Consider the following 23,391-nt stretch of genomic DNA (forward strand, 5'->3'; position numbering starts at 1 on the left):
CGGCAGCAGCCCGGCTCACTGCGACGGCTCCAGGACGTCGATGAAGCTGTTGATCGACAGGCGTCCGGCATGGACGTCCGCCGGCGGAACGCGGGTGCTGTCGATGTTGCCCGAATGCAGCACGTTGCGCCGGTAGACCACGATGCGGTTGTAGACGCCCTCGACGCTGCCGATCTGTTCGAACAAGGTGGAATCCCCGTTGATATACCCCATGCCGGTCGCGTCTTCGCGCCGGCTCTCTTCCTGCAGGGTCTGGTAGTAGGCCTGATGCCGCGAGGCGTCCACGGACTCGAAGCCGGTGGCACGGTGACGGTAGAAGGCGGTGCCTCCCCAGTCGCCGCGGAACAGATAGTGGACCGTGGCCAGGCCATTGGCCTGCACCGAATCGATGTGCGGGATCTGCTGCAGGAAGCTCAGCCGCTGCGGCGGCAGCGTCACCAGCGAATAATGGCAGGTCGGAAACGCGAACCGTCCCTGCGCCGGCAGCCCGAAGTGTTCGGCCAACAGCGGCCGGACCAACTGCTCCAGGAACACTTCATAGGAAATCGGCGCGCGGATCCGCACGCCGGGAAACATCGCCCCGTGCGGCGCGAAATGCCCGCGCGCCGCCTTGCGCACCAGGCGATCGGGGTCGGCCACCGCCTGGTCGATGACCAGCAGCGGCGCCTCTTCCGCGCCGATCCGCCGCACCTGAAGGCGCAGTCCGGGGTGCGCCTGGATCAGCACCTGCGCGTCACCTGGTCAGGTCTCCGCCGACGCCCGCGACCTTGCCGGTCACCCGCTCATGCTGCCGGGCGCGTGCGTACATCTGTTCCCAGGCCGAGGCCGGCGCCTTGCAGTAGCTGTCGAGAAACTGCTGGTGGCTGGGCATGGCTGCTACCGCACCATCGATCGGCTTGCGCACGCCCTCGAGCAGGCGCTTGAGATCGGCATCCGACAGCGCGCGGGTCAGCGGGTGGTGGTTCTGGGGCACCACGCCCTGGCCCAGCATGCAGTGGGTCCAGGAATCGAGGCGGAACAGCTCGTCCTCCCCCTGCCACGCGTAGCCGGTCTCGCGGAACACCTGGATGCGCTCGGCCAGGCCCGGCGGCAGCTCCATTTCGCGGCACTGCTTCCACAGGGGCTCGTCGCGCTGGTTGAGGTGGTAATGCAGCACGACGAAGTCGCGAACGTGTTCCAGCTCCTGTCGGCTGACCTGGTTGTAGCGGTCCACCGCCGCCTCGCTGATGCCCTCGAAGGGGAAGAACTGCACCAGCCGGGTCACCGCGCTCAGGGTCAGGTGGATGCTGGTGGACTCCAGCGGCTCGATGAAGCCGCTCGCCAGGCCCAAAGCGATCACGTTCTTGTTCCAGGCCTTGCGCCGGCGCCCGGTGCGGAAGGGAATGATCCACGGGTCGCGCAGCGGCTTGGCCGGGTTCTCGGCAAGCAGCTTGGCGGTCGCCTCGTCGTCGGACATGTGCGCGTCGGAAAACACGATGCCACACCCGATCCGGTGCTGGAGCGAGATCTTCCAGTGCCAGCCGGCCTCGTGCGCGATCGCGCGCGTGTACGGCACCGCCGGTCCATCGGCTTCGGTCTGCAGCGCCACCGCGCGGTTGCTTGGCAGCCAGTGGTTCCAGTCCTCGTAGCCGGTGTGCAGCGCCTGCTCGCTCAGCACCGCGCGCGCGCCGGTGCAGTCGATGAACAGGTCGCCCTCGATGACCTGCCCGTCCTCCAGCACCAGCGCCTGCACGAAGCCGCTGTCCGGGTCCTGGCGTACCTGGGCGATCTTGCCCTCGACCCGCTTGAGCCCGCTGCCCTCGCACTTGATGCGCATGAACGCGGCATACAGCCCGGCGTCGAAGTGGTAGGCATAGCTCACATCTTTACGCTCCATCGCGGCCGCCTGGGTCCAGCGCATCGACCACTGCTGGGTGTTCTGGCCGGTATTGAACAGGGCGAAGCGGTCCTGGCGTGCGGCGACGGTTTCCAGGCAGTAGTCGCCCAGATCGCTCTGCATGCCGCGGCGGCGGCTTTCCAGCCAGAACTGGTGGAAGTCGCAAGACCAGGTGTTCACACCGGTGGTGCCGAACGGATGGAAGTAGTGCGAACCCGGACGGATCCAGTTCTCGAACGAGATCGCCAGCTTGAAGCTGCCGGCCACGGCGGTGAGGAATTCGCGCTCGTCGATCTGCAGCAGCTTGTGGAAGGTGCGGATGGTCGGGATCGTGGACTCGCCCACGCCGACGGTGCCGATCTCCTCGGACTCGACCAGGGTGACGTCAAGCAGGTCGCGGAACTGGTGGGTCAGTGCGCACGCCGTCACCCAGCCCGCGGTGCCGCCACCGGCGATGACCACCTTGCGGATCCGGTTCTTTTCCAAGGTATCCCCTCCATTCAAGGGCCCGCCGCGAAGGCGGCTGGCGAAGTAACGACGTCGCACCAGCGCGGCGCCGGAATCCGCTGCCCGCAGGCGGTCAGCGGTTGAGTCTGGACAGCAACGCCGCGCGCATGCGCCGGGCGGCGGTTTCGTCGAACGGGCCCAGCTCGCCGCGGCCCTGCTCGGGCAGGTGCGCGCCGGCCAGCCCGGCCGGGCCGAACACGTAGTACTCGAACAGTTCCCGCCAAGCGCGCTTTTCGTGCTCGGGGCGGTCGCGGATCGACCACAGCGCCATGTTGAGCGCATGCATCGGCGTGGGGATCCACTCCGGCATGCTGCTCCACCAGTAGTTGACCAGCACGGTGAACGGATCCAGCCCCTTCACGTGGTGCCACCACAGGCTGGGAATGAAGATCGCGTCACCAGGCTGCAGCACGACGGTCTGGCCGGCCTCCATCGCCGCGGCGAAGCGCGGGAAGCGCTCCAGGTCCGGGGCATCGAAATCCACCACGCTCACTGCCTGGCCGCCGGGCGTGGGCTGCAGCGGGCCCGGGTACAGGTTGTGCACCTGCTCGGGAGGGAACACGGTGAAGCGGCGACGGCCGACAGCACAACAGGCGATGTTGTTCGGCGCGTCGTAATGGCAGGACGCGGTCACCCGGTTGCCGATCCAGATGCTGGGCGGCGCCTGAACCCCCTGCTGCTCCAGACCCAGGTCGTTGTGCTGGCGCAGGGTCGGCAAGGAGGAGTCGACCAGCAGCGAGGCCACGTAGTAGGTGGGCGGCGCCGGGTCGTCCAGATGCGAGGCCAGCTCGTCCAGCACCTGGTCCAGGGTGCCACGACGCACCTGGCAGTTCAGTGCGGTGAAATCATCGTTGTAGAACGGTCGGCCGCTGGTGGCCGGCTCGCCCCAGCTGTACTGCACCGGGCACCCGTTGTAGCTGGCACGCAGCTGTTCCATCGCCGTGCGCGGCGACTCCAGCCCGGCCTGCACCAGGCTCCACTGGCGAGCCACGCCCGGAAGCACGGTGGGCAGATTCTCGGCAATGAGGCGATCGACCGGCAAGGTCCCGGCGCTGAAACCCTCCAGGACACGCACCTTTGGCAGCCGGTCAAACATGCTCAGGCCGCCCGGCCCGCTGCCTGTGCGTGCAGCCTGCTCTGCTTCTCGGCGACCAGCCGTTGCATGTTGTGCAGCGAGGACACCAGCAGGTAGACGCCTTCCAGCCAGCCGGCGCTGTGCAGCTGGTGCAGCTGGGTGGCGTCCAGCGCGGCCAGGCGCTCGCGGTCGATGCCGTACAGGCCTTCGAGGTTGATCTGGCTGTCGTCGTCGAAACGCACGTCCAGCTGCACCGGCTGGATCAGCTCCAGGCGCTCCAGCTCTGCGTACATGGTCTTGGCCGCGCCGGCGCCGGCATGCAGCCCGCGCAGCACCCGCATCACCTTCTCAAGGTACGGGCTATGGCCGCCTTGCGGCGCGAACACCGGGTGGCCGTGGCCATCGCGCACGCGCGGATGTTCCAGGTCGACGTGCAGCACCGGCTCGTTGCGCAGTTCGCCGTCGACCATCTGCTCCTGGAAGCCGATCAGGAACGGACCACGCGCGATCACCGCCGGCAGGTAGTTGGCCTGCCATGCGTCATCACGTAGGTACAGGTTCTCGTTCGGCCCGAAGCCGAGCAGTGCAACGGCATGGAACGAACCGTCGGAATCCTTGCGGAAGAAAATCGGGTATTCGCGCTGAATCTCGGCGAACTCGGTCGGGAATGCCTCGACCATGCCGACGTCATCGCCGTAATCGGCGCTGAAACGCGCTGACACGCGCAGGTGGCTGTGCGCGACGTTGTTGAGCAGTTCGTAACGGGCCATTTAGGCTCCAACTTGTCCTTCGGACCGCAGGGGTCCCTTCCCGGAAGCAGTGCTTCCCCCCGAGGACCATATCGGCAACCGGGTATCGCCCGCAAGCGGCGCGCGGCCTGCAGCAGGGCAGAGAAAAAAGGGACCGTCGCCGAAGCGACGGTCCCTGCCTTTCCATGGAACTTGCTACATCACTGTTGCGGTCAGAACACGTAACGCAGACCCACCATGTAACGCGGGGACTGGTCGACCACGCGCACGAACTGGTTATGCGAACGCGCGCTCCAGCGGGTGTCTTCGCCGGTAACGTTGATCGCTTCAGCCGCAACCGTCAGTTGGTCGGTCAGCTGGTAGCTCACGCTCAGGTCGATCTGCTCGTACTCCTCGACGAAGTACGGGTTGCGGTTGTTGCCGTTCTGGTTGGCAGCCAGCAGGTACTCGTCACGCCAGTTCCAGGCCACACGCGCCGACCAGCCGTACTTCTCGTACATCAGCACGGCGTTGGCGGTGTCGCTCAGACCGGTCAGGGCAAACACGTCCGTACCCGGATCAGCGGCACGGTCCACGCCCACGTCACCCTTCACAACGGTGTAGTTGGCCTGCATGCCGAAGCCAGTGTCACCGAAGAAGTACTGGCCGCCAATTTCCCAGCCGCGCAGCTTGGCCGCACGCTGGTTGACAGGGCGATTGACGTCGAACATGTACAGCGGGTCGCCAAGGGCGGCATCGCCGATGATGTCGTACTGGGCCTCAAGCGCGAGCGACTGCGGGCCGGAACCGTCGTACGCCGCCAGGCCGCCGGTCTCGCCGGCGTAACGGAGCAGCGCGGTGGCAGCGAACAGGGTGGTGTAATTCTGGTTGCAGCCCTCGGCAGGGTCGCCACCCGCCGCAGTCACCTGCGCAGCACATGCCGGGCTGGCCAGGAACGCATTGGCCGCCTGCGCGTCCGCGCCGGTGGTCGGGTCGAGCAGGTCGTACAGGTTCTCGCGTACCACGGTGTTGCCGATGAAGTTGGTGACGCGCTTGTTCCAGTACGTCACGCCGATGAAGCTGGACGGAGCGAAGTACCACTCCACGCCGAGGTCGAGGTTGTCGGACTCGAGCGGCAGCAGCGACGGGTTCTGGGCGTTGCCCGTGGCACGGAACTGCTCGCCGAAGAGGGTCGAACCGCTCGGGCCACCTGCGGTCGGGCCGGCATACAGGTTGCCGTACGGGGCGCGGGCGATCGTCTTGCTGAACGACGCACGGCCCTTGAGGTCGGAAGTGAAGTCGATGCTGAAGTCGAGGTTCGGCAACAGGTAGCTGTAGCTGTTGGTCTCGCTGAACGGCTGGGATTCAGGCGAGGTCCGCACCTGGAAGTCGTTGTTCGACAGCCACGCCATGCTCCCCGGCACCTGGATGACCGAAGTCGATGTCAGGTCGGTCTTCTCGTAACGCAGGCCGGCAACCGTGTAGGTCGGGAAGTCGCCAAGCATGCCGTCCTGCTCCCACTGGACGTACACCGACTGAGTCTTCTCCCGGACCTGGTTGTCAGCGTCATACCTGTCACGGACCTGGGATGAGATGTTGTCGCAACGGTTGTTCGCCGCCCACGCCGCGGGCGCGGTACCGGCGGCGCAAAGGCCTTCGGCCCACTGGGCCATCTCGCTGGCGTTGCCGATCCACACGTTCGAGTCAGCTTGGCCGACGTTGAAGTCGTTGAACTGGTCGGTGATGCTGAACGGGTTCAGCAGCGAAGCGATGTCGGCGATCTGGCCGCGGTCGGTCGAGCCCCAGTCACCCAGGGTCATCAGGTGCGTATGGCCGTCGACGTTCAGGCGCCGCATCTTGGTATCGCTGGTGTCGACGCCGAACAGGAAGCGACCGTTGTCGAACGCGAACTCACCGTCGACGCGGCCCTGCATGACCTCGCTGTCCTGCCGGGTCGACCAGATGCGCATGATCTGGCTGCCGAACTGCTCCGGGGGGAAGTCCGGGTTGACCACGCCATTGGTGTCGGCCAGCGCGTCCGCGGTGGTCGGATACAGCGTGTTCCACGCGATCGGCAGGCCGCTGCCGAACTCGTATTCCTGGGTCCAGTTGTTGGTGCTCGGATCCGGGGCGAAGCCGCCGAAGCTGAACGCCGTGGAGCTGCCCCCGGTGATCGGGTCGTTCGGACGGCTGCTGTTCTTGGTGTTGTGGGCGTCGACGCTCAGCGTGAAGCTATCGGTGAGGGCCCACTTCATGTTCAGGCCGATCGAGTCGAGCTCGGACTTCTGCTCGTCGCGCTGCTGCTCGAAGCCGAAGTCCTTGCCGCCGCCCGCCAGGTCGCGGATGTAGGACGGGGTGGCCACATCCGGGTTGCCGTCGAAGGTCACGTGGGTCAGGTTGTTCTGCAGCCACAGGGTCTGCTCGCCACGATTCTGGGCGATCTCGTTGCTCGAGTGGGTGTAGTCCAGGGTGAAGACCACCGCGTCGGTCGGGGCGAACTGCAGCACCGCCTGCGCGTTGAGGCGCTCGCGCTCGAAGTCCTGGTACGCGTAACGCACGTCGTTCGGCATGGAGTACAGCTGGCCGATCGCCGGCGCGTTCTCGACCACCGCGTCCGGGCGGAAGCGGCTGTCCGAACCGGTCCAGCGGGCCACGTTCCAAGTGTTCTGGGTGGCCTGGACCGAGCCGCCGTGACGCTTCTGGTGGCTGGCATTCACGCTCACGCCCCAGGTCTTGTCCGGGTTGGCGTAGCTGAAGATACCCGAGACTTCCGGGGTGATGTCGCTGTCGAGGATCTGCGACTCGTCGGACATCGCCTTGATTCCGCCGCTGGCGATGATTTCGCCACCGGGGTGGTTGAACGGACGCGAGGTCAGGATGTCGATCGTGGCGCCGATGCCGCCGCTGGGCTGTGAAGCACGGCCGGTCTTGTACACGGTCACGCCGCTGACGGCCTCGGAGGCCAGCTGGGCGAAGTTGAAGCCACGGGAACCAGAACCGACGCCGCCGATCTCAAGGCCGCCGCTGCCGAAACCGTCGGCACCCGGGATCTGGCGGCCGTTGAGGGTGACCAGGTTGTAACCCGGACCGAAGCCACGCGCGGTGACCTGGGCGCCTTCGCCGTCGCGGCGCTCGATCGAGATGCCGGTGATGCGCTGCAGCGACTCGGCGAGGTTGGTGTCGGGGAACTTGCCGATGTCCTCGGCGCTGATCGCGTCGACGATACCGCTGTTGTCGCGCTTGATGTTCATCGAGTTTTCGAGGCTGTTGCGCAGCCCCGTGACCACGACTGTATCGAGCGTCGACGCGTCCTGGGCCGCGGCCTGGGTCTGCTGCGCGACGGGTTCGGGCTGTGCCGGATCCTGCGCGAATACCGGGTTGATGATCAGCACGCCACCGACGAAGGTGAACATTGCCTTTGACTTCAACCCTTTCAACTTCTTGTTGCTCATGGAATATGTCCTCAGCACTGGATTAGAGCGAAGAAAAGCGCGTCGCTGCACACGGCGGCCTGTTGGCCGCGCCAGTGCGGAACTTCCAGGATCCTGTTCACCCTCATTCGACTGCCCTCCCCGTAGATTCATGACTTCAGTAGGTGTTTCGGCGTTGCGCCCTTCCTCCGGGCTGCACGGGACCTGGGGCCCACGCGCTTTTCAACAGACCTCGATCGACTCCTATCCCGCCCGCCGTCCCCCTGTCGGACTACCGGCCGTGTTGCGCGGGAGGTGGCGCTTCCCTGCATGTTTTCCCGTTCTTATTCTTGTTAGCGCTAACACACGCGCGCCGACTTGATAACATATCGTTACGCGGGGTGTCACCGTGCGGTGCAGCAAGCCGCCACGGGCCGCATGACAGCGCAGTCGTTGCCCGCGCAACCACCGCCGGCAGTGCCGGGATGCGCGGAGATCATGCGGTTTTTCGCCGCATCGCGGTTGGCTGCAGGCCGGGGTGCGGTGGTGCGGCGTGGGACGTGACACCGGGTCGGTCCCTGCCTATCGCGGCTGAAGCCGCTCCTACAAGAAGCGGGGTGTATCGGGATCAGTGTCCGGTCGCGTGTTCGCGCTTGGCGGTGCTGCCGGTCATCAGCTTGTCGGTGTAGGCGATGCCGATGGCCGACAGGATGAAGGCGCCGTGGATGATCGACTGCCACATCACCCCGGCCGTGGTGACCTTGGTGCATGCGGGCGCCGCCAGGACAAGGCCGTTGGCGACCGCCTGCGCATGCGCACCGAGTGCGGTGATGTACTCGAGCGATCCGCACAGCGGCGCGCCCACTTCGCCGGCGGCAATGAAGGTCTTGAGCAGGTGGATCGAGGAGATGCCGATGATCGCCATCGCCAGCTTCACCTTGAGTACGCTGGCGTTGACGTGGCTCAACCACTCCGGCTGGTCGGGATGGTTGTGCAGGCCCAGGCGCGACACGAAGGTCTCGTAGCCGCCGACGATCACCATCACCAGCAGGTTGGAGATCATCACCACGTCGATCAGCCCCAGCACCAGCAGCATGATGCCCTGCTCGGTCAGGGCATTGGCGTCCTGCACCAGATGCAGCAGTTCCTTGACGAACAGGAACACGTACACGCACTGCGCCACGATCAGGCCGAGATACAGCGGCAGCTGCAGCCAGCGCGATCCGAAGATCACCCAGGCGAGCGGGGACAGGCGTGGGGTGGGGCTGGCGGTGGACGACATCGGCGCTCTGGCGGGGGAGGGAGCGCGGAGATTAAAGGTGTGTCGCGAGGCTGCCAAGCGCGCTGCGCCATCGACCTCAGGCAGTCACTGTAGCCGCGACACGGTGTCATGCTGCAGCGCATCCAAACGTTCGCGGAATCAAAACGTTGCGATGGATCCCTGGTCGATTCGGCGGAAACATTTGACAACGTTGTCACGAGTCCGTACAAGCGTTGCGGTCACCTGTGTCAGGCGCGGCGGTGCGAGGAGAGGCGCACCGCGGCGACGGCATTTGGGGACATGGCGGCGGCCGGATGGGGAAATTCGGCCGCCGCCCTTTTACTTTCCCGACCTCAACTCGCAACGGCAGGACCCATGGCCACCCAACAGACCCGCTGGTCGCAGTTCGGCGTGCTCGTCACCGTGTTCTTCTTCTGGGGCTTCGTTGCCGCCAGCAACGACATCCTGATCCCGGTCTTCAAGAACGCGTTTCATCTCACGCAGCTGCAGAGCATGTACGTGGCGTTCGCGTTCTATGTCGCGTATACGGTCGGCTCGATCATCTACTTCGCCACATCGTGGGCCACCGGCGGCGATCTGCTCAACCGGATCGGCTACAAGAACGGAATCTGCCTGGGCCTGCTGATCTCGGCCGCAGGCTCGCTGCTGTTCTATCCGGCGGCCAATGCAGCCTCGTTCGGGCTGATGCTGTCGGGCCTGTTCATCGTGGGGCTGGGCTTCTCGCTGCAGCAGATCGCCGCCAACCCCTTGGCGATCGTGATGGGCAACCCGGCCACCGGCGCGCAGCGACTGACCCTGGCCGGCGGCGTCAACAACTTCGGCACCACGATCGGGCCGCTGCTGGTGAGTTTCGCGATCTTCGGCGGCGTGCTCAGCGGCGGCACCGAGGCCAGCATCGAGAGCGTCAAGATTCCCTATCTGGTGCTGGGCGCCGCCTTCGTGCTGGTCGCGGTCTTCCTCAAGTTCTCATCCGTGCCCAACCGCATCGACCTGGATGAGGTCGCGCGCGACGAGGCCGAAGACCCGAGCCATCTGGTGCACAAGAAGTCCGCCTTCGCCTACCCGCAGCTGGTGCTGGGCATGATCGCGATCTTCGTCTACGTCGGCGTCGAGGTCTCGACCATCGCCAACCTGCCCGCCTACCTGGAAGAGGATCTCGGCATCCCGACCTCACAGCTTGCGCCCTACGTGTCGCTGTACTGGGCCAGCCTGATGATCGGGCGCTGGGCCGGCGCCGCTGGCGCGTTCGAGGTTGGCCTGACCGCACGCCGCATGCTGACCGTGTTGCTGCCATACCTGGCCTTTGTCGTCTTCCTCGCGGTCAACGCCATCGCCCGCCACGAGGTCACGCAGTTCTTCGGCTATGCGGTGGTGATCGTGCTGATGATCGCGGCCACCTTCGCCAGCCGCGGCAATCCGGCGCGCATGCTGCTGATCTTCTCGCTGTGCGGCATCGCCGCGCTGCTGCTGGGCATGGCCACCACGGGCAGGGCCAGCATCGTTGCCTTCGTCAGCGTCGGCCTGTTCTGCAGCACGATGTGGCCGTGCATCTTCGCCCTGGCCATCACCGGCCTGGGCCGCAACACCAACCAGGGCAGCAGCCTGCTGATCATGATGATCATGGGCGGCGGCGTGGTGAGCTTGTTCCAGGGCTGGCTGGCCGATGTCACCAGCATCCACATGAGCTTCATCGTGGGCGTCGCCTGCTTCGCCTACCTGGCGTTCTATGCAGCGCGCGCACCGGCAATCCTCAGGAAGCAGGGGATCGACCTGGACAAGCTGGCCGCTGGCGGCGGGCACTGATTCCCGACGGCTTGCGCTGACGGCACGGCGCGAGCCCAGCCGCCGCGAGGCGACAGCCGTTCAGCGCTGCAGGCGTTGCACCAGGTGCGCCCTGAGATTGGTCGCCCTGGCTTCATCCAGCGGCGCCAGCACGCCACGCGCCGGTTCCGGGATATGCCCCGCCACGGCTGCCTCGTCGAACTCGAATACGTGGTGGCGGAACACGTCCTGCCAGATCGCGCGTTCGTGCGCGGGCAGCTGGCGGATGCACAGGATCGCCGCCATCAGGGCGGTGATCGGCGCGTCCATGTACGCCGGCACCCGACGCCACCAGTAGTTGACCAGCACGTTGAACGGATCCAGCGCCTCGATGTGGTGCCACCACATGCCGGGGATGAAGATCGCATCGCCCGGCCCGAGATCGGCCACCACGGCATGGTCCCAGGCCTCGGCAAACTTCGGATAGCGGGCCAGGTCTGGCGCCAATGGATCGACCAGGCTCACCGGCTGGCCTGCGGGGGTCACGTCCAGCGGCCCGATGTACAGGTTGGCCAGCTGGCTCGGCGGAAACAACAGGAAGCGACGGTGCCCGGCGGCGACGCAGGCCAGGTTGTCGGGCAGGTCCTGGTGGACCGGTACGCGCGAGCGGTTGCCGATCCAGATGCTGGCCAGCGCCTCGCGTGCGCCCAGGTCCACGCCGTTGGCCGCGTCCAGGTCGGGCAGGTAGGTCTCGAGCGTGGTCGCGCCAAGGTAGATCAGCGGCGGATCAGGCTCGTCGCGGTACTTGAGCAGCGTGTCCAGCGCCACGCCGAGCGGAATCTTTTCGCGGCGGAAGTCGAAGCCGCGCATCGTCGCGTCGTAGAAGATGCGTCCGCCCGCCTGCGGCGGGGCGATGGTGGCGATCGCTGGCAACGCCGGATTGGCGAACTGCCTGAGGTATGACACCGCATCGGCGTCCGAGCGTCCGGCGGCCTGCACCAGCGGCCAGCGCTCGACAAGCCCACGGATGACGCGCGGCTGCTGCGACGCCAGCACGTCGTGCAGCGCCGACACCGGCGCCTCGGGAATGCGCGGGAGCGCATCGATGGCTTGCAGCATTGGATGGCCTCCGGCATCGAACCCTGCCCTGCCCGGGAGGCGTTCCTCCGGGCAGGGTAGCGGATCGGATGCCGTCGCTGCGGCGCGATGCCGGCCGCAGCGACGGGCGCGACTTCAGAAGCGGTAGCGCAGTCCGAGCATGTAGCGCGGTCCGGTCTGGGTGGCATAGAACACCTGCCGCTCATGTCGTCCGTGCGATCGCATCGTCTCGTCGGTCAGGTTGATCGCCTCGGCGTGGAGCGAGAGGTTCTCGTTGACCCGGTAGCTCACGTTGACGTCCACCTGACCGTAGGCTTCGACGTAGACCGGGTTCGGCCGCCAGCTGTCGAAGGTGCTCGACAGGAACTCGTCGCGCCAGTTGTAGGCCGCACGCACCTGCCAGGGCCCCTGGTCATAGAACGCCACGAAGTTGGCCGAGTCGCTCAGCCCCACCAGCGCGAACTGGTCGCCGAGGTTGTAGTCGTCGTAGGTGAGGTCGGATTCGACGATGGTGTAGTTGGCCGACATGCCGAAGCCACTGCCGCCGAACATGTGCTGGACGTTGAGCTCCCAGCCGTCGAGCTGCGAGGATTCCTTGTTCACCGGCACGCTGACGCGGAACACCGCCAGCGGATCGCCGGGCAGGCCGGCAATGGTGCCCAGCGGCTGCCCGTCCTGGCCGATGCCGGTCTGGACCACGCCCGGCGCGCCTGCGTAGTTGTCGAAGATGTAGCTGCGCACGCAGCCGCGGAAGTCGATCGCGCCCTGCACGCAGCCATCGGCGATGGCCTCGTTGAAGTAGGCGCCGCCCACCGGCGTGCGCAGGTCGAATGGCGAGATCTCGACGACCGACGTGCCGATGTAGTTGTCGATGTCCTTGCGGAAGTAGCCGACGGACAGGTAGCTGCCCTCGCCGTAATACCACTCGAACGAGAGATCGAAGTTCTTCGATTCCAGCGGCTTCAGGCCCGGGTCGCCCTGCGAGCCGGTGCCGCCCTCGTAGCCGGCGAACGAATCGAGCGTCTGCCCGCCCTGGATATGGTTCCACTGCGGCCGGCCGATGCTGTGGCCGTAGCTGCCGCGCAGGACCATGCTGTCGGTGATCTCGAGGCCCAGATCCACGCTGGGCAGCCAGTAGTCGTACTTGCCGCGCAGGGTGGTGAAGTCGGGATCACCGAACTGCACGGAGAACTCGTTGTTGCCCGTCCACAGCAGCCCGGTCGCGATCGGCACCAGCGCGCTCGAGGTCACCTCGGTTTCTTCGTAGCGCACGCCGACGGCCACGTTGAGCGGCATGCTCAGGTCGAAGGTGTTGCTCCATTGCACGAATGCGCTCTGGGACTTTTCCGTGGTGCGGCGGTCGGTCGAGAAGTAGTCCGGCGGCAGGTAGGCCGCCTCGTCCCCGCCACGCGCGGCGATCGCGGCCTCGCGCAGGCGCGCGAAGTCGAACAGGTAGAACTGGCCGAAGGCATCGCCGCTGCCCGGGAACTGGTCGAAATAGCGGCTGATGTCGTCGGCGATCCACAGATCGTCCGCATAGTCGCCCGCGCCGCCGCCGAAGCCGCCCCAGTCGTCGCGCTGGGTGAAGTGGTAGGCGGTGCGGTTCTGCACCTCGGTGTACGCGACGCCAAAGTCCAGGCGCGAGTAGTTGTCGAAATCGAAGCGGCCGCGCACCTGGCCCTGGTCGACTTCCGACTTCATGTGGCTGTTGCGGAAGGACGAGCCGGTCACCATCATCTCGTCGGCGCCCACCGTGGACACGCCGGGCGGCAGCAGCACCGACAGCACCGGGAAGTCGCCGCTGAAATCCACGTTGGTCACGCCGCGCGCGAAGGCCGCGGTGCCGATCACATTGTTGGAGCCGAACGGGCTGTTCGCGCCCGACTCGGCGCTCGAGCGGTGGTAGTCGAACTCGAGGTCGAACGCGTCGGTCACTTCCCAGGCCACGTTGAAGCCGAGCGACTTGTTCTCGTTCTTCGTGGAGTTGAGCGATCCAGCCATCGCCAGGTCGCCCCATCGCGGCTCGAAGCCGGCCGGACAGACGTTGGCCACGTCGCTGGCGGTCCACTGATCGGTGGCCGGGTTGAAGCAGCCGGCGTACTCGGTGTAGCTGGTCGGTGCCGCGATCGGGCCGTCGGTCCACGCGGTTTCGGAGGCCGCCTGGTTGAACCAGGTGGACAGCTCGTGCCGGCGCGCCTGGATCCTGTTCTCGGCGTAGGTGTAGTCAAGCGTGGCGGTGATGCTGTCGGTCGGCGCCCACTGCAGGGTGGCCTGGCCGTTGGTGCGCTGGCGCTGCACGCCGTTGACCGCGTAGATCAGGTTCTGCGGGATCGAGTAGATGTCGCCTGCGCCGGGCGGATTGGCTGCGTTGGCGGCCGGATCCGCGTTCGCCAGCGGGCCCTCACCACCCGGGAAGGCGTACCAGCCGCCGCCCACCGCCGCCTCGTTGTAGCCGAAGTCGCGGTCCTGGTAGCTGCCGCTCAGCGCGATGCCGACGCGACCGTCGGCGAAGGTGTCGCTGAAGATGCCGGACATCTCGCCGGTCCACTTGTCGCCGCGCATCGCGCCGGGCAGGTTGTCGACGGATGAGTCATTCACCGCCTTCAGGCCCACGCTGGCCAGCGGGCCGCTGTCCAGCGGACGTGCTGTCTTGATGTTGATCGTGGCACCGATGCCGCCGGTGGGCGTCGACGCGCGGCTGGTCTTGTACACCTCGACACCGGAGATCGATTCCGAGGCCAGGTTGGCGAAGTCGAAGGCGCGCGAGTTCGATGCGTTGGTGGCCTCGATGCTGGACGCGGGCATCTGGCGCCCGTTGAGCAACACCAGGTTGAAGTCCGGACCCACGCCGCGGACGGTGACGCGCGAGCCTTCACCCATCGACCGGTCGATCGACACGCCGCTGATGCGCTGCAGCGATTCGGCCAGGTTGGTGTCGGGGAACTTGCCGATGTCCTCGGCGACGATGCCGTCGACGATGCCCTGCGCGTCGCGCTTGAGGTTCATCGACGATTCCAGGCTGGCCCGGATGCCGGTGACGACAATGGTGTCGAGTTCCGAGGGTTCGCCGGTCGCCTGTTCGGCGGCCGGCGTCGGCGCGGTGTCCTGCGCCAGGGTTTGCGCCGCGAGCGGCGTGCTCAGCGCGAGCAGCAGCGCCGAGGTCAACAGGCGCCGCCGGGGCGCTGCTTTGTTGGTTGTCATGAACCTTCCTCTCCCAAGGTCGTCACGAATCAGGTTGAGATGCCGCATCCGGCATGCCGGCGGCGGGCTGGATTAGGAAGGTGCCTGACAGCGTTGTCAACCCTTGAATTCAAGGCTCCGCGACTGTTAGCGCTATCTTTTTGCAATGCGCCTTGTCTCGCCGCAGGACAGCCCTGTCCCATGCCAGACACGCGTCATCGGGGACGTCAAATGCTGCGTGACAGGTCAGCAGATGACCTGGCGCTGTCCGTGCCTGCCATGGGCAAGACACGGCGCGACGCGGCGCTGCCACGCCCGGAAAGGGGCGCAGCGGACGCGGCAGACAAAGCGATGGATTGTGCTCAGACCCTTCGCGGGCCGGTCGATCGGCGCAGCTGCAGCGCGTACGGCACGGTCACCATGCCGCCGCTTTCGCGGTCGCGGATTGCCTTGAGCAGTTCCACGCCGGCAAGCCGGCCCATCTCGCGCGTGGGTTGGCGCACGGTGGTGAGCGAGGGATAGATGTGGCGCGCGATCGGCGTGTCGTCGAAGCCGCAGACCGATATGTCGCGCGGCACCGACAGGCCGCGCTCGCAGATCGCGCCGATCGCACCGGCGGCCATGTCGTCGTTGGCGGCGAAGATGGCGGTGGGCGGGTCGACCAGGTCGAGCAGATGGTTGGTCGCGTCAAAACCCGAGTCGTAGGAGAACTCGCCGTCGGCGATCAGCGTTTCGTCGAGCTCGAGGCCGGCGCGCTCCATGCCTGCGCGAAATCCGGCCAGCCGCCACTTGCTCGCGCCGTGCGCGGGGTGGCCCTTGATGTGGGCAATGCGGCGATGGCCGAGCGAGGCGAGGTGGTCGATCATCTCGGCGACTGCGCTGGGTTCGTCCACGACCACGCCGATGCGGCGGTTGCGCTCGGTCGGCGAGATGCTTGCCCAGGGGATGTCGAGTTCGTCCAGGCGCGCCAGCAGCGCGGCGTCGTCGGTGATCGGCGGCGTCAGCACCACACCGTCCAGGCGCGACTGCAGCACCAGCGATTCGACCTTGGAGACGATGTCCTTGGCGTCGTACACCAGCGGCGCCAGCATCAGGTTGTAATGCTGGGCCTGGCAGGCGTCGAGCACGCCCTGCTCGACTTCCATCAGGTAGTTGCTCGACGGGTTGTCGTAGAGCATCGCCACCAGGTAGGACTTGCGCCCGGCCAGCACGCGCGCCGACGGATGCGGCCGGTACTGCAGGCGCTCGACGACCTCGCGAACGCGTTCGCGCGTTTGTTCAGAGACATTGGGTTCTTCGTTGAGCACGCGCGAAACGGTCTTCATCGACACGCCCGCTTCCGCCGCCACATCTTCGATCCGTACGCGCACCATCGGTTTGCAGATCCCCTTCACAAAGCCAGCGGATTCTGCCAGACCCTCGCCGCTGGCGGCGGATTGTGCGCTCGTGTCCGGACGATCCCTGTCGCCAGTGCCCATTGATTTCCCCGGTCGCGCCCGCTTGTGCTGTGCAGCAAGCATCGTTGGTGCAGAGCGGGTATGGTGCGCGATCTGACAACGCTGTCATGTCGCGGCGCAGCATCGCGGGCGTGCAGCGCCGGGACATCAGCCCGGATCAGATCCGCTTACGAAGCCCTGGGGACGTCCGCACATGAGTACACCTTGCACCTCCTTGTCCGTCGCACGTCTGGGCGCCGCCCTGGCCGCCGCGCTGCTGCTTGCCGCCTGCGGCGGCGAGCGCGCAGGCCAAGCCAATGCCGCCAACGCACAGCCGGCCGAAGCCTCCGCGGCGACGTCGGACGCAGGCGCGGTTGACGCGTCCAACTGGCCGCAGCCCGAATGGCCGTTCGCCGATGATCCGGCGCTGGAAAAGAAGGTCGACGACCTGCTGGCGACGATGACGGTCGAGGAAAAGGTCGGCCAGATCGTGCAGGGCGACATCGGCAGCATCACGCCGGACGACGTGCGCAAGTATCGGCTCGGATCGATCCTCGCCGGCGGCGGTTCGGATCCGGGCGGCAAGTACAACGCCAAGCCTAGTGAGTGGCTGGCGTTGGCCGACGCGTTCTGGGAAGCGTCGATGGACACCAGCGACGGCGGCAAGCCGATCCCGGTGATCTGGGGCATCGACGCGATGCACGGCCAGAGCAACATCGTCGGCGCGACGCTGTTCCCGCACAACATCGGCCTGGGCGCGACGCGCAACCCCGAGCTGCTGCGCGAGATCGCGCGCATCACCGCGATCGAGACGCGTACCACCGGCATGGAGTGGACCTTTGCGCCCACCGTGGCGGTGCCGCAGGACGACCGCTGGGGCCGCGCCTACGAAGGTTATTCGGAAGATCCGGCGCTGGTCGCCAGCTACGCCGGCGTGTTCGTCGAAGGCCTGCAGGGCAAGCCCGGCACGCCGGAGTTCCTCGACGACCATCACGTGATGAGTTCGGTCAAGCACTTCCTCGGCGACGGCGGCACCGCCAACGGCAAGGACCAGGGCGACACCGTCATCAGCGAGGCGAAGCTGCGCGACATCCACGCGGCCGGTTACGTGCCATCGATCGCGGCCGGCGCGCAGGCGGTGATGGCCTCGTTCAACAGCTTCCACGGCGAGAAGATGCACGGCCACAAGCCGCTGCTGACCGACGTGCTCAAGGAGCGCATGAACTTCGGCGGCTTCATCGTCGGCGACTGGAACGGCCACGGCCAGGTGCGCGGCTGCACCAACACCGACTGCGCGCAAACCTATATCGCCGGGCTCGACATGGCGATGGCGTCCGACAGCTGGAAGGGCATGTACGAATCCACCCTGCGCCACGTCAAGGACGGCACCCTGCCGATGGCGCGGCTGGACGATGCGGTGCGCCGCATCCTGCGGGTGAAGTTCCGCGCCAACCTGTTCGAGAAGCCGAAGCCTTCCGAGCGCGCGCTTGGCGGGAAGTTCGAACTGCTCGGCGCGCCCGACCACCGCGAGGTCGCACGACGTGCCGTGCGCGAATCGCTGGTGCTGCTCAAGAACCAGAACGGCATCCTGCCGCTGTCGCCCAAGGCCAGCGTGCTGGTCGCCGGCGACGGCGCCGACAACCTCGCCAAGCAGTCGGGCGGCTGGACGCTGACCTGGCAGGGCGACGGCACCACGCGCAAGGACTTCCCCAACTCCGATTCGATCTGGGACGGGCTGAAGGCGCAGATCGACGCGGCCGGCGGCCACGCCGAGTTCGTCGAGGACGGCGCTTACACCCGCAAGCCGGACGTGGCGGTGGTGGTGTTCGGCGAGGAGCCGTATGCCGAATTCCAGGGCGACCTGTCGAACCTGATGTTCAAGTCGGGCACGTCGGGCGACCTGGAGCTGATGCAGAAGCTCAAGGCCGACGGCATCCCGGTGGTCGCGGTGTTCCTGAGCGGCCGCCCGCTGTGGCTCAACCGCGAGATCAATGCCGCCGATGCCTTCGTCGCCGCGTGGCTGCCGGGCTCGGAGGGCGCCGGCATCGCCGACGTCCTGCTGCAGGGCGCCGACGGCAAGCCGCAGCACGACTTCAAGGGCAAGCTCAGCTTCTCGTGGCCGCGCCGCGCCGATCAATACGACAACAACGTCGGCCAGGACGGCTACGACCCGCTGTTCGCCTTCGGCCACGGCCTGACCTACGCCGACAAGGGCGACCTGGCCGCGCTGCCGGAGGATCCGGGCATCGATCCGGACGCGGCATCGGCCAATACCTGGTTCGTGCGGGGCGCACCGACCACCGGACTGACCCTGCGCCTGGTGGGCGCCGACGGCGCCGCGATGGACGTGGTGCACCCGGCGGCGAAGACCGCGGACGGTTCGCTGGACATGACCGCGATCAACACCGAGGTGCAGGAAGGCGCGCGCCTGTTCGCCTGGACCGGCGAGGGCGTGATCCAGCTGCTGTCCTACCAGCCGGTGGACGTGTCGCGCGAGACCAACGGCGACGTGCCGGTGGTGCTGGAACTGCGCGTCGACGCATTGCCGGCCAAGCCCAACGCCACGCTGGCGGCCAGCTGCGGCGAGGGCTGCAGCGGCGAGGTGGCGATCGGCGACGCGCTGGCCAAGCTGCCGCGCGGTGAGTGGACGCGCCTGGCCGTGCCGCTGAAGTGCCTGCGCCAGGGTGGCGCCGATACCGCGAAGCTCGTCGTGCCGTTCGCGCTGCGCGCCGCCGCGGGCACCACGCTCGCGCTGACCGGCGTTTCGGTGAGCACCGAGTTCGACCATATCGTCGAGTGCCCGACGGGCTGAAGCTTCCTCCGCCGGGACGCGCCGATCGGTGATCGGCCGTCCCGGTCTTTTTGGGACAGAGTCCGTCGATGTCGTCAGGGGGCTCATCGGGACGCGGCTGACGCCGATCCCGCAGGAGTCCGGCGTGATCCGGCGCGAACATGACAGCGGATAGACTCGTCGGTCCTCCCGAGCGAGCACGCCGATGATCGACCTCCACTACTGGCCCACGCCGAACGGCCACAAGATCACCTTGCTGCTCGAGGAGCTGGCCGAAGCCGGCGCCGGCCTCGAGTACGCCATCCGCCCGGTCAACATCGGACAGGGCGACCAGTTCAAGCCGGACTTCCTCGAGATCTCGCCGAACAACAAGATGCCGGCGATCGTCGACCACGCGCCGGCAGACGGCGGCGCGCCGCTGAGCGTGTTCGAATCGGGCGCGATCCTGCTGTACCTGGCGGAGAAGACCGGGCGCTTCCTGCCGGCCGACCCGCGCGGACGCACGGCTGCGCTGGAATGGCTGTTCTGGCAGATGGGCGGCCTCGGCCCCATGACCGGGCAGTACGGCCACTTCCACGTCTACGCGCCCGAGTCGATCGACTACGCGAAGCAGCGTTATGCGAGCGAGGTCAAGCGCCTGCTTGGCGTGCTCGACCGGCGGCTCGAAGATTGCAGCTTCATCGCCGGCGACGAGTACAGCATTGCCGACATGGCCACATACCCGTGGATCGGCGTGTACGACAATGCGCCAATCGACCTGGCGCCGTATCCACAGCTGCAGCGCTGGCAGGCGGCGATCGCCGCGCGTCCGGCCACGCAGCGCGCGTATGCACTGGCCCGCGAGGTCAACCCCGATCTCGGCAAGCCGATGAGCGAGGAGCAGAAGAAGGTGCTGTTCGGGCAGTCCCCGCGCTGACCAACGCCAAACGCGCCCGTCGCGGCCTCCTACAATGGGGCCGATGTTCGCCGGATACCGCCCATGCGCCTCGCCGCCCTGCTCGCCATGACCCTGATCGCCGCCACGACCGCGCACGCCGCGGCCGACACCAGCCCGCGCAAGCTCAGCCTCGAGGCCATCACCGGCGACGCGCCGCTGTCCGGCCCGACGCTGATGAAGCCGCAGGTCGCGCCTGACGGCTCGCGCGTGACCTTCCTGCGCGGCACGGACCAGGACCGCAACCGGCTCGACCTGTGGGAATACGTCGTCGCCAGCGGACAGACCCGGATGCTGGTCGATTCGCGGGTGGTGCTACCCGGCGAGGAAACGCTGAGCGACGAGGAGAAGGCCCGACGCGAGCGCCAGCGCATCGCCGAGCTGTCGGGCATCGTCGACTACCAGTGGGCGCCGGATTCGAAGCGGCTGCTGTTCCCGCTTGGCGGCGAGCTGTACCTGTACGACCTGGAGCGCAGCGGCGGCGCCGCGGTGCGCAAGCTGACCGATGGCGAAGGTTTCGCCACCGATCCGCGCATCTCGCCGGCCGGCGGCTACGTCAGTTTCGTGCGCGCACGCGACCTGTGGGTGATCGACCTGCGCAACGGCAAGTCGCTGCGCCTGACGTCTGACGGCAGCGACACCATCGGCAACGGCGTGGCCGAGTTTGTCGCCGACGAGGAGATGGACCGCCACACCGGCTACTGGTGGGCGCCGGACGATTCGGCCATCGCCTTTGCCCGCATCGACGAGTCGCCGGTGCCGCTGGTGCGCCGCTACGAGATGTACGCCGATCGCACCGAGGTGGTCGAACAACGCTATCCGGCCGCCGGCGAGCACAACGTGCTGGTGCAGCTGGGCGTGATCGCGCCGAAGGCCGGTGCGAAGCCGCAGTGGATCGACCTCGGCAAAGAGCGCGACATCTACCTCGCGCGCGTGGACTGGCGTGACCCGCAGCGATTGACCTACCAGCGCCAGTCGCGCGACCAGAAGCGTCTGGACCTGGTCGAGACGGTGCTCGCCACCGGCGCCCAGCGCACGCTGGCCACCGAAACCTCGAAGACCTGGGTGCCGCTGCACAACAGCCTGCGCTTCCTGCCCGACGGCCGCTTCCTGTGGTCGTCCGAGCGCGACGGCCATGAGCACCTGTACCTCGCGTCCGAGGATGGCAGCCAACTTACCCAGCTGACCCGCGGCGACTGGCCGGTCGACGCGCTGCTGGCGGTGGACCAGGCGCGCGGGCTGGTCTACTTCAGTGCAGGCATGCGCACAGCGCGTGCCGGGCTGGCCAGCGATGCAGCGTTGCCCTCGCCAGTCGCTGCGCCGACCGAGCGCCACGTGCACGTGGTGCCGCTGGAAGGCGGGCCGATCGGCACGCTGTCGCGCGAATCGGGCTTGCACAACGCCAGCTTCGCGCGCAATGCCAACGTCTATGTCGACAGCTGGTCGAACACGGCCACGCCGCCGCAGATCGAACTGTTCGGCGCCGACGGCGCGCGCATCGCCACGCTGCTGCCCAACGTACTGGATGATCCCGACCATCCCTACGCGCCCTATCGCGACGCGCATCGCCCCACCCGCTTCGGCACGCTGACCGCGGCCGACGGCAGCACCCCGCTGCACTACAGCCTGATCACCCCGCCCGGTTTCGATCCGGCGAAGAAGTATCCCGTCGTTGCCTACGTCTACGGCGGCCCCGCCGCGCAGACCGTGCTGGACAGCTGGCCCGGGCGCGCCGACGCGTTCTTCAACCAGTACCTGGCGCAGCGGGGTTACGTCGTGTTCTCGCTCGACAACCGCGGCACGCCGCGGCGCGGGCGCGACTTCGGCGGCGCGCTGTACGGGGTGCAGGGCACGGTCGAAGTCGACGACCAGCGCAAGGGCGTGGAGTGGCTGCGCGCCCAGCCCTGGGTCGACGGCGAACGCATCGGCGTGCACGGCTGGTCGAACGGCGGCTACATGACCCTGATGCTGCTCGGGCGGGCGCCGGGCGACTACGCCTGCGGCGTGGCCGGGGCGCCGGTCACCGACTGGGCGCTGTACGACACCCACTACACCGAGCGCTACATGGACCTGCCCGACGCCAACCCAGACGGCTACGCGGCCGCACGCGTGCTTGCGCATTCGGCCGGCATCCGCCCGGGCGCGCTGCTGCTGGTGCACGGCATGGCCGACGACAACGTGCTGTTCGGCAACTCGACCGCGCTGATGAGCGACCTGCAGTCGCGCGGCACGCCGTTCGAACTGATGACCTATCCCGGCGCCAAGCACGGCCTGCGCGGCCAGGATGCGCTGCACCGCTACCGGCTTGCCGAATCCTTCCTCGGCCGCTGCCTGCGACCGTAGGCGAGGCCGGGGATGCAGCCGGGTGCGCATCCAGTGACGCGCAGGCGGATGCGCGGCGATGTGGGACGCCGATCGCGGCTGAAGCCGCTCCTACAGTGTGTTGCATGCGCTGATGCGCGGCTGAGGCCGCTCGTGTAGGAGCGGCTTCAGCCGCGATGGCCGGCAGCCATCCCGATCTTCCAGCGCCAGAGCGCCTCGACCCGGCGCTCCGGGGCAAGCGATGCAACCGAAAAGCCGCGCCCACCCACGCCCGGGCAGCTCAGCTCAACCTCGCCAGCATGCGCTGGTGGCCGATCAGCCGCGCCCAGCGCGTGGCCAGGTCCATCCAGCACACGTAGGCCGCCTCGCCGGCCAGGCGCCACAGCTCCGACGGTCGCCATGTGAACGTGGGCTCGGCCGCACACAGTTCCCAGCGCATGCCCAGTTGCCCGGCCAGCAGCGCACAGCGCGCCAGGTGGTAGCGGCTGCTGAGCAGGGTCACCGTCTCCGCCGCTGCGTCCACCTGCCACAGCGCGCGCGCGTTGCGCAGGTTCTGCAGGGTGTCGCGCGAACGATCTTCCAGCACCAGCGGCGCGTCGGCGGGCACCCCCAGTTCAAGCAGGCGCGCATGCGCCAGCGCGGCTTCGCTGGGCGCGCCGGCCGGCCCCCCGCCCAGCAGCATCATGCTGCGCGGCGGACGCTGCCGCCACAGCGTGGCGGCACGCTGCAGACGCGCCTGGAAGTCCGGGTCGGGGCGGCCGCGTGGCGCATGCTTGCCGAACAGCAGCACGGTCTGGCCGCGCACCGGTTCGCAGGGCGCGCTGCGCGCGATGCGGACCACGTGCACGAGGTAGCCCACGTAGACCACGCCCAGGCTGGCCGCGCATGCGAGCGCAGCCACCGCAAGCGAGTGCAGCGCGTCGCGATCGGTCAGCAGGGCCAGCCTATGGGCAAGGCGAGTGCGGGGCATCCGCAGCGTCCGTGATCGGTG

The 23,391-nt window shown here is 67.4% G+C and carries 14 protein-coding genes; 4 read left to right on the plus strand and 10 right to left on the minus strand.

Going from position 1 to position 23,391, the window contains the following annotated elements; translation table 11 throughout:
• Positions 1-15: 15 nt before the first annotated feature.
• The 6 genes from ACW5EG_RS13470 to ACW5EG_RS13495 form a co-directional block, all read right to left on the minus strand.
• Positions 16-726: a DUF6445 family protein gene (locus ACW5EG_RS13470; RefSeq protein WP_457021869.1), complete on the minus strand. Its 711-nt coding sequence runs from the start codon at positions 724-726 to the stop codon at positions 16-18.
• A 7-nt stretch (positions 727-733) separates the two neighbouring features.
• Positions 734-2,362 carry a tryptophan halogenase family protein gene (locus ACW5EG_RS13475; protein ID WP_457021871.1) on the minus strand — a complete coding sequence of 543 codons (1,629 nt, stop codon included), beginning with the start codon at positions 2,360-2,362 and terminating at the stop codon, positions 734-736.
• A 94-nt stretch (positions 2,363-2,456) separates the two neighbouring features.
• Positions 2,457-3,479, minus strand: coding sequence for a cupin-like domain-containing protein (locus ACW5EG_RS13480; protein WP_457018905.1), 1,023 nt, complete (start codon positions 3,477-3,479; stop codon positions 2,457-2,459).
• A gap of 2 nt (positions 3,480-3,481) precedes the next feature.
• Positions 3,482-4,228 (minus strand): SapC family protein, encoded by a 747-nt coding sequence (locus ACW5EG_RS13485; protein WP_457018906.1) that lies wholly within the window; start codon positions 4,226-4,228, stop codon positions 3,482-3,484.
• Between the two features lie 191 nt (positions 4,229-4,419).
• On the minus strand, positions 4,420-7,638 hold the full coding sequence (locus ACW5EG_RS13490) for a TonB-dependent receptor (protein WP_457018907.1): 3,219 nt from the start codon (positions 7,636-7,638) through the stop codon (positions 4,420-4,422).
• Between the two features lie 586 nt (positions 7,639-8,224).
• A complete protein-coding gene (locus ACW5EG_RS13495) occupies positions 8,225-8,878 on the minus strand; it encodes a TIGR00645 family protein (protein WP_457018908.1) in 654 nt (217 codons plus the stop codon).
• Between the two features lie 354 nt (positions 8,879-9,232).
• Between ACW5EG_RS13495 and ACW5EG_RS13500 the strand changes: the two genes are divergently transcribed.
• Complete coding sequence (locus ACW5EG_RS13500) at positions 9,233-10,681, plus strand: MFS transporter (protein WP_457018909.1); 1,449 nt, start codon at positions 9,233-9,235, stop codon at positions 10,679-10,681.
• 60 nt (positions 10,682-10,741) lie between these two features.
• Here ACW5EG_RS13500 and ACW5EG_RS13505 read toward each other — a convergent pair whose 3' ends face one another.
• The 3 genes from ACW5EG_RS13505 to ACW5EG_RS13515 all read right to left on the minus strand — a co-directional run bounded on the left by ACW5EG_RS13505 (position 10,742) and on the right by ACW5EG_RS13515 (position 16,290).
• Positions 10,742-11,758, minus strand: coding sequence for a cupin-like domain-containing protein (locus tag ACW5EG_RS13505; protein ID WP_457018910.1), 1,017 nt, complete (start codon positions 11,756-11,758; stop codon positions 10,742-10,744).
• Positions 11,759-11,872: 114 nt separating this feature from the next.
• Positions 11,873-14,938 (minus strand): TonB-dependent receptor, encoded by a 3,066-nt coding sequence (locus ACW5EG_RS13510; RefSeq protein ID WP_457018911.1) that lies wholly within the window; start codon positions 14,936-14,938, stop codon positions 11,873-11,875.
• A gap of 341 nt (positions 14,939-15,279) precedes the next feature.
• A complete protein-coding gene (locus ACW5EG_RS13515; protein ID WP_457022126.1) occupies positions 15,280-16,290 on the minus strand; it encodes a LacI family DNA-binding transcriptional regulator in 1,011 nt (336 codons plus the stop codon).
• 277 nt (positions 16,291-16,567) lie between these two features.
• On the opposite strand from ACW5EG_RS13515, the gene ACW5EG_RS13520 reads away from it, so the two are divergent.
• The 3 genes from ACW5EG_RS13520 to ACW5EG_RS13530 all read left to right on the plus strand — a co-directional run bounded on the left by ACW5EG_RS13520 (position 16,568) and on the right by ACW5EG_RS13530 (position 22,421).
• Positions 16,568-19,165 carry a glycoside hydrolase family 3 N-terminal domain-containing protein gene (locus ACW5EG_RS13520; protein WP_457018913.1) on the plus strand — a complete coding sequence of 866 codons (2,598 nt, stop codon included), beginning with the start codon at positions 16,568-16,570 and terminating at the stop codon, positions 19,163-19,165.
• Positions 19,166-19,349: 184 nt separating this feature from the next.
• Entirely contained in the window at positions 19,350-20,060 is a 711-nt protein-coding gene (locus ACW5EG_RS13525) for a glutathione binding-like protein (protein WP_457018914.1), read from the plus strand.
• A 63-nt stretch (positions 20,061-20,123) separates the two neighbouring features.
• Positions 20,124-22,421: a S9 family peptidase gene (locus ACW5EG_RS13530; protein WP_457021873.1), complete on the plus strand. Its 2,298-nt coding sequence runs from the start codon at positions 20,124-20,126 to the stop codon at positions 22,419-22,421.
• A gap of 259 nt (positions 22,422-22,680) precedes the next feature.
• On the opposite strand, the gene ACW5EG_RS13535 is transcribed toward ACW5EG_RS13530, so the two are convergent.
• The gene (locus tag ACW5EG_RS13535) at positions 22,681-23,370 is read right to left on the minus strand and encodes a YdcF family protein (RefSeq protein WP_457018916.1); all 690 of its coding nucleotides are present in this window, start codon (positions 23,368-23,370) and stop codon (positions 22,681-22,683) included.
• Positions 23,371-23,391 lie beyond the last annotated feature (21 nt).

The sequence above is a fragment of the Luteimonas sp. A611 genome, from assembly GCF_054072715.1.

What these genes read in the sequence shown, in the direction of transcription:
- ACW5EG_RS13490 (WP_457018907.1), bottom strand. Translation starts at nt 7,638, where the DNA reads ATGAGCAACAAGAAGTTGAAAGGGTTGAAGTCAAAGGCAATGTTCACC.
- ACW5EG_RS13515 (WP_457022126.1), bottom strand. Translation starts at nt 16,290, where the DNA reads ATGGTGCGCGTACGGATCGAAGATGTGGCGGCGGAAGCGGGCGTGTCG.
- ACW5EG_RS13495 (WP_457018908.1), bottom strand. Translation starts at nt 8,878, where the DNA reads ATGTCGTCCACCGCCAGCCCCACCCCACGCCTGTCCCCGCTCGCCTGG.
- ACW5EG_RS13525 (WP_457018914.1), top strand. Translation starts at nt 19,350, where the DNA reads ATGATCGACCTCCACTACTGGCCCACGCCGAACGGCCACAAGATCACC.
- ACW5EG_RS13480 (WP_457018905.1), bottom strand. Translation starts at nt 3,479, where the DNA reads ATGTTTGACCGGCTGCCAAAGGTGCGTGTCCTGGAGGGTTTCAGCGCC.
- ACW5EG_RS13485 (WP_457018906.1), bottom strand. Translation starts at nt 4,228, where the DNA reads ATGGCCCGTTACGAACTGCTCAACAACGTCGCGCACAGCCACCTGCGC.
- ACW5EG_RS13520 (WP_457018913.1), top strand. Translation starts at nt 16,568, where the DNA reads ATGAGTACACCTTGCACCTCCTTGTCCGTCGCACGTCTGGGCGCCGCC.
- ACW5EG_RS13530 (WP_457021873.1), top strand. Translation starts at nt 20,124, where the DNA reads ATGCGCCTCGCCGCCCTGCTCGCCATGACCCTGATCGCCGCCACGACC.
- ACW5EG_RS13535 (WP_457018916.1), bottom strand. Translation starts at nt 23,370, where the DNA reads ATGCCCCGCACTCGCCTTGCCCATAGGCTGGCCCTGCTGACCGATCGC.
- ACW5EG_RS13510 (WP_457018911.1), bottom strand. Translation starts at nt 14,938, where the DNA reads ATGACAACCAACAAAGCAGCGCCCCGGCGGCGCCTGTTGACCTCGGCG.
- ACW5EG_RS13500 (WP_457018909.1), top strand. Translation starts at nt 9,233, where the DNA reads ATGGCCACCCAACAGACCCGCTGGTCGCAGTTCGGCGTGCTCGTCACC.
- ACW5EG_RS13505 (WP_457018910.1), bottom strand. Translation starts at nt 11,758, where the DNA reads ATGCTGCAAGCCATCGATGCGCTCCCGCGCATTCCCGAGGCGCCGGTG.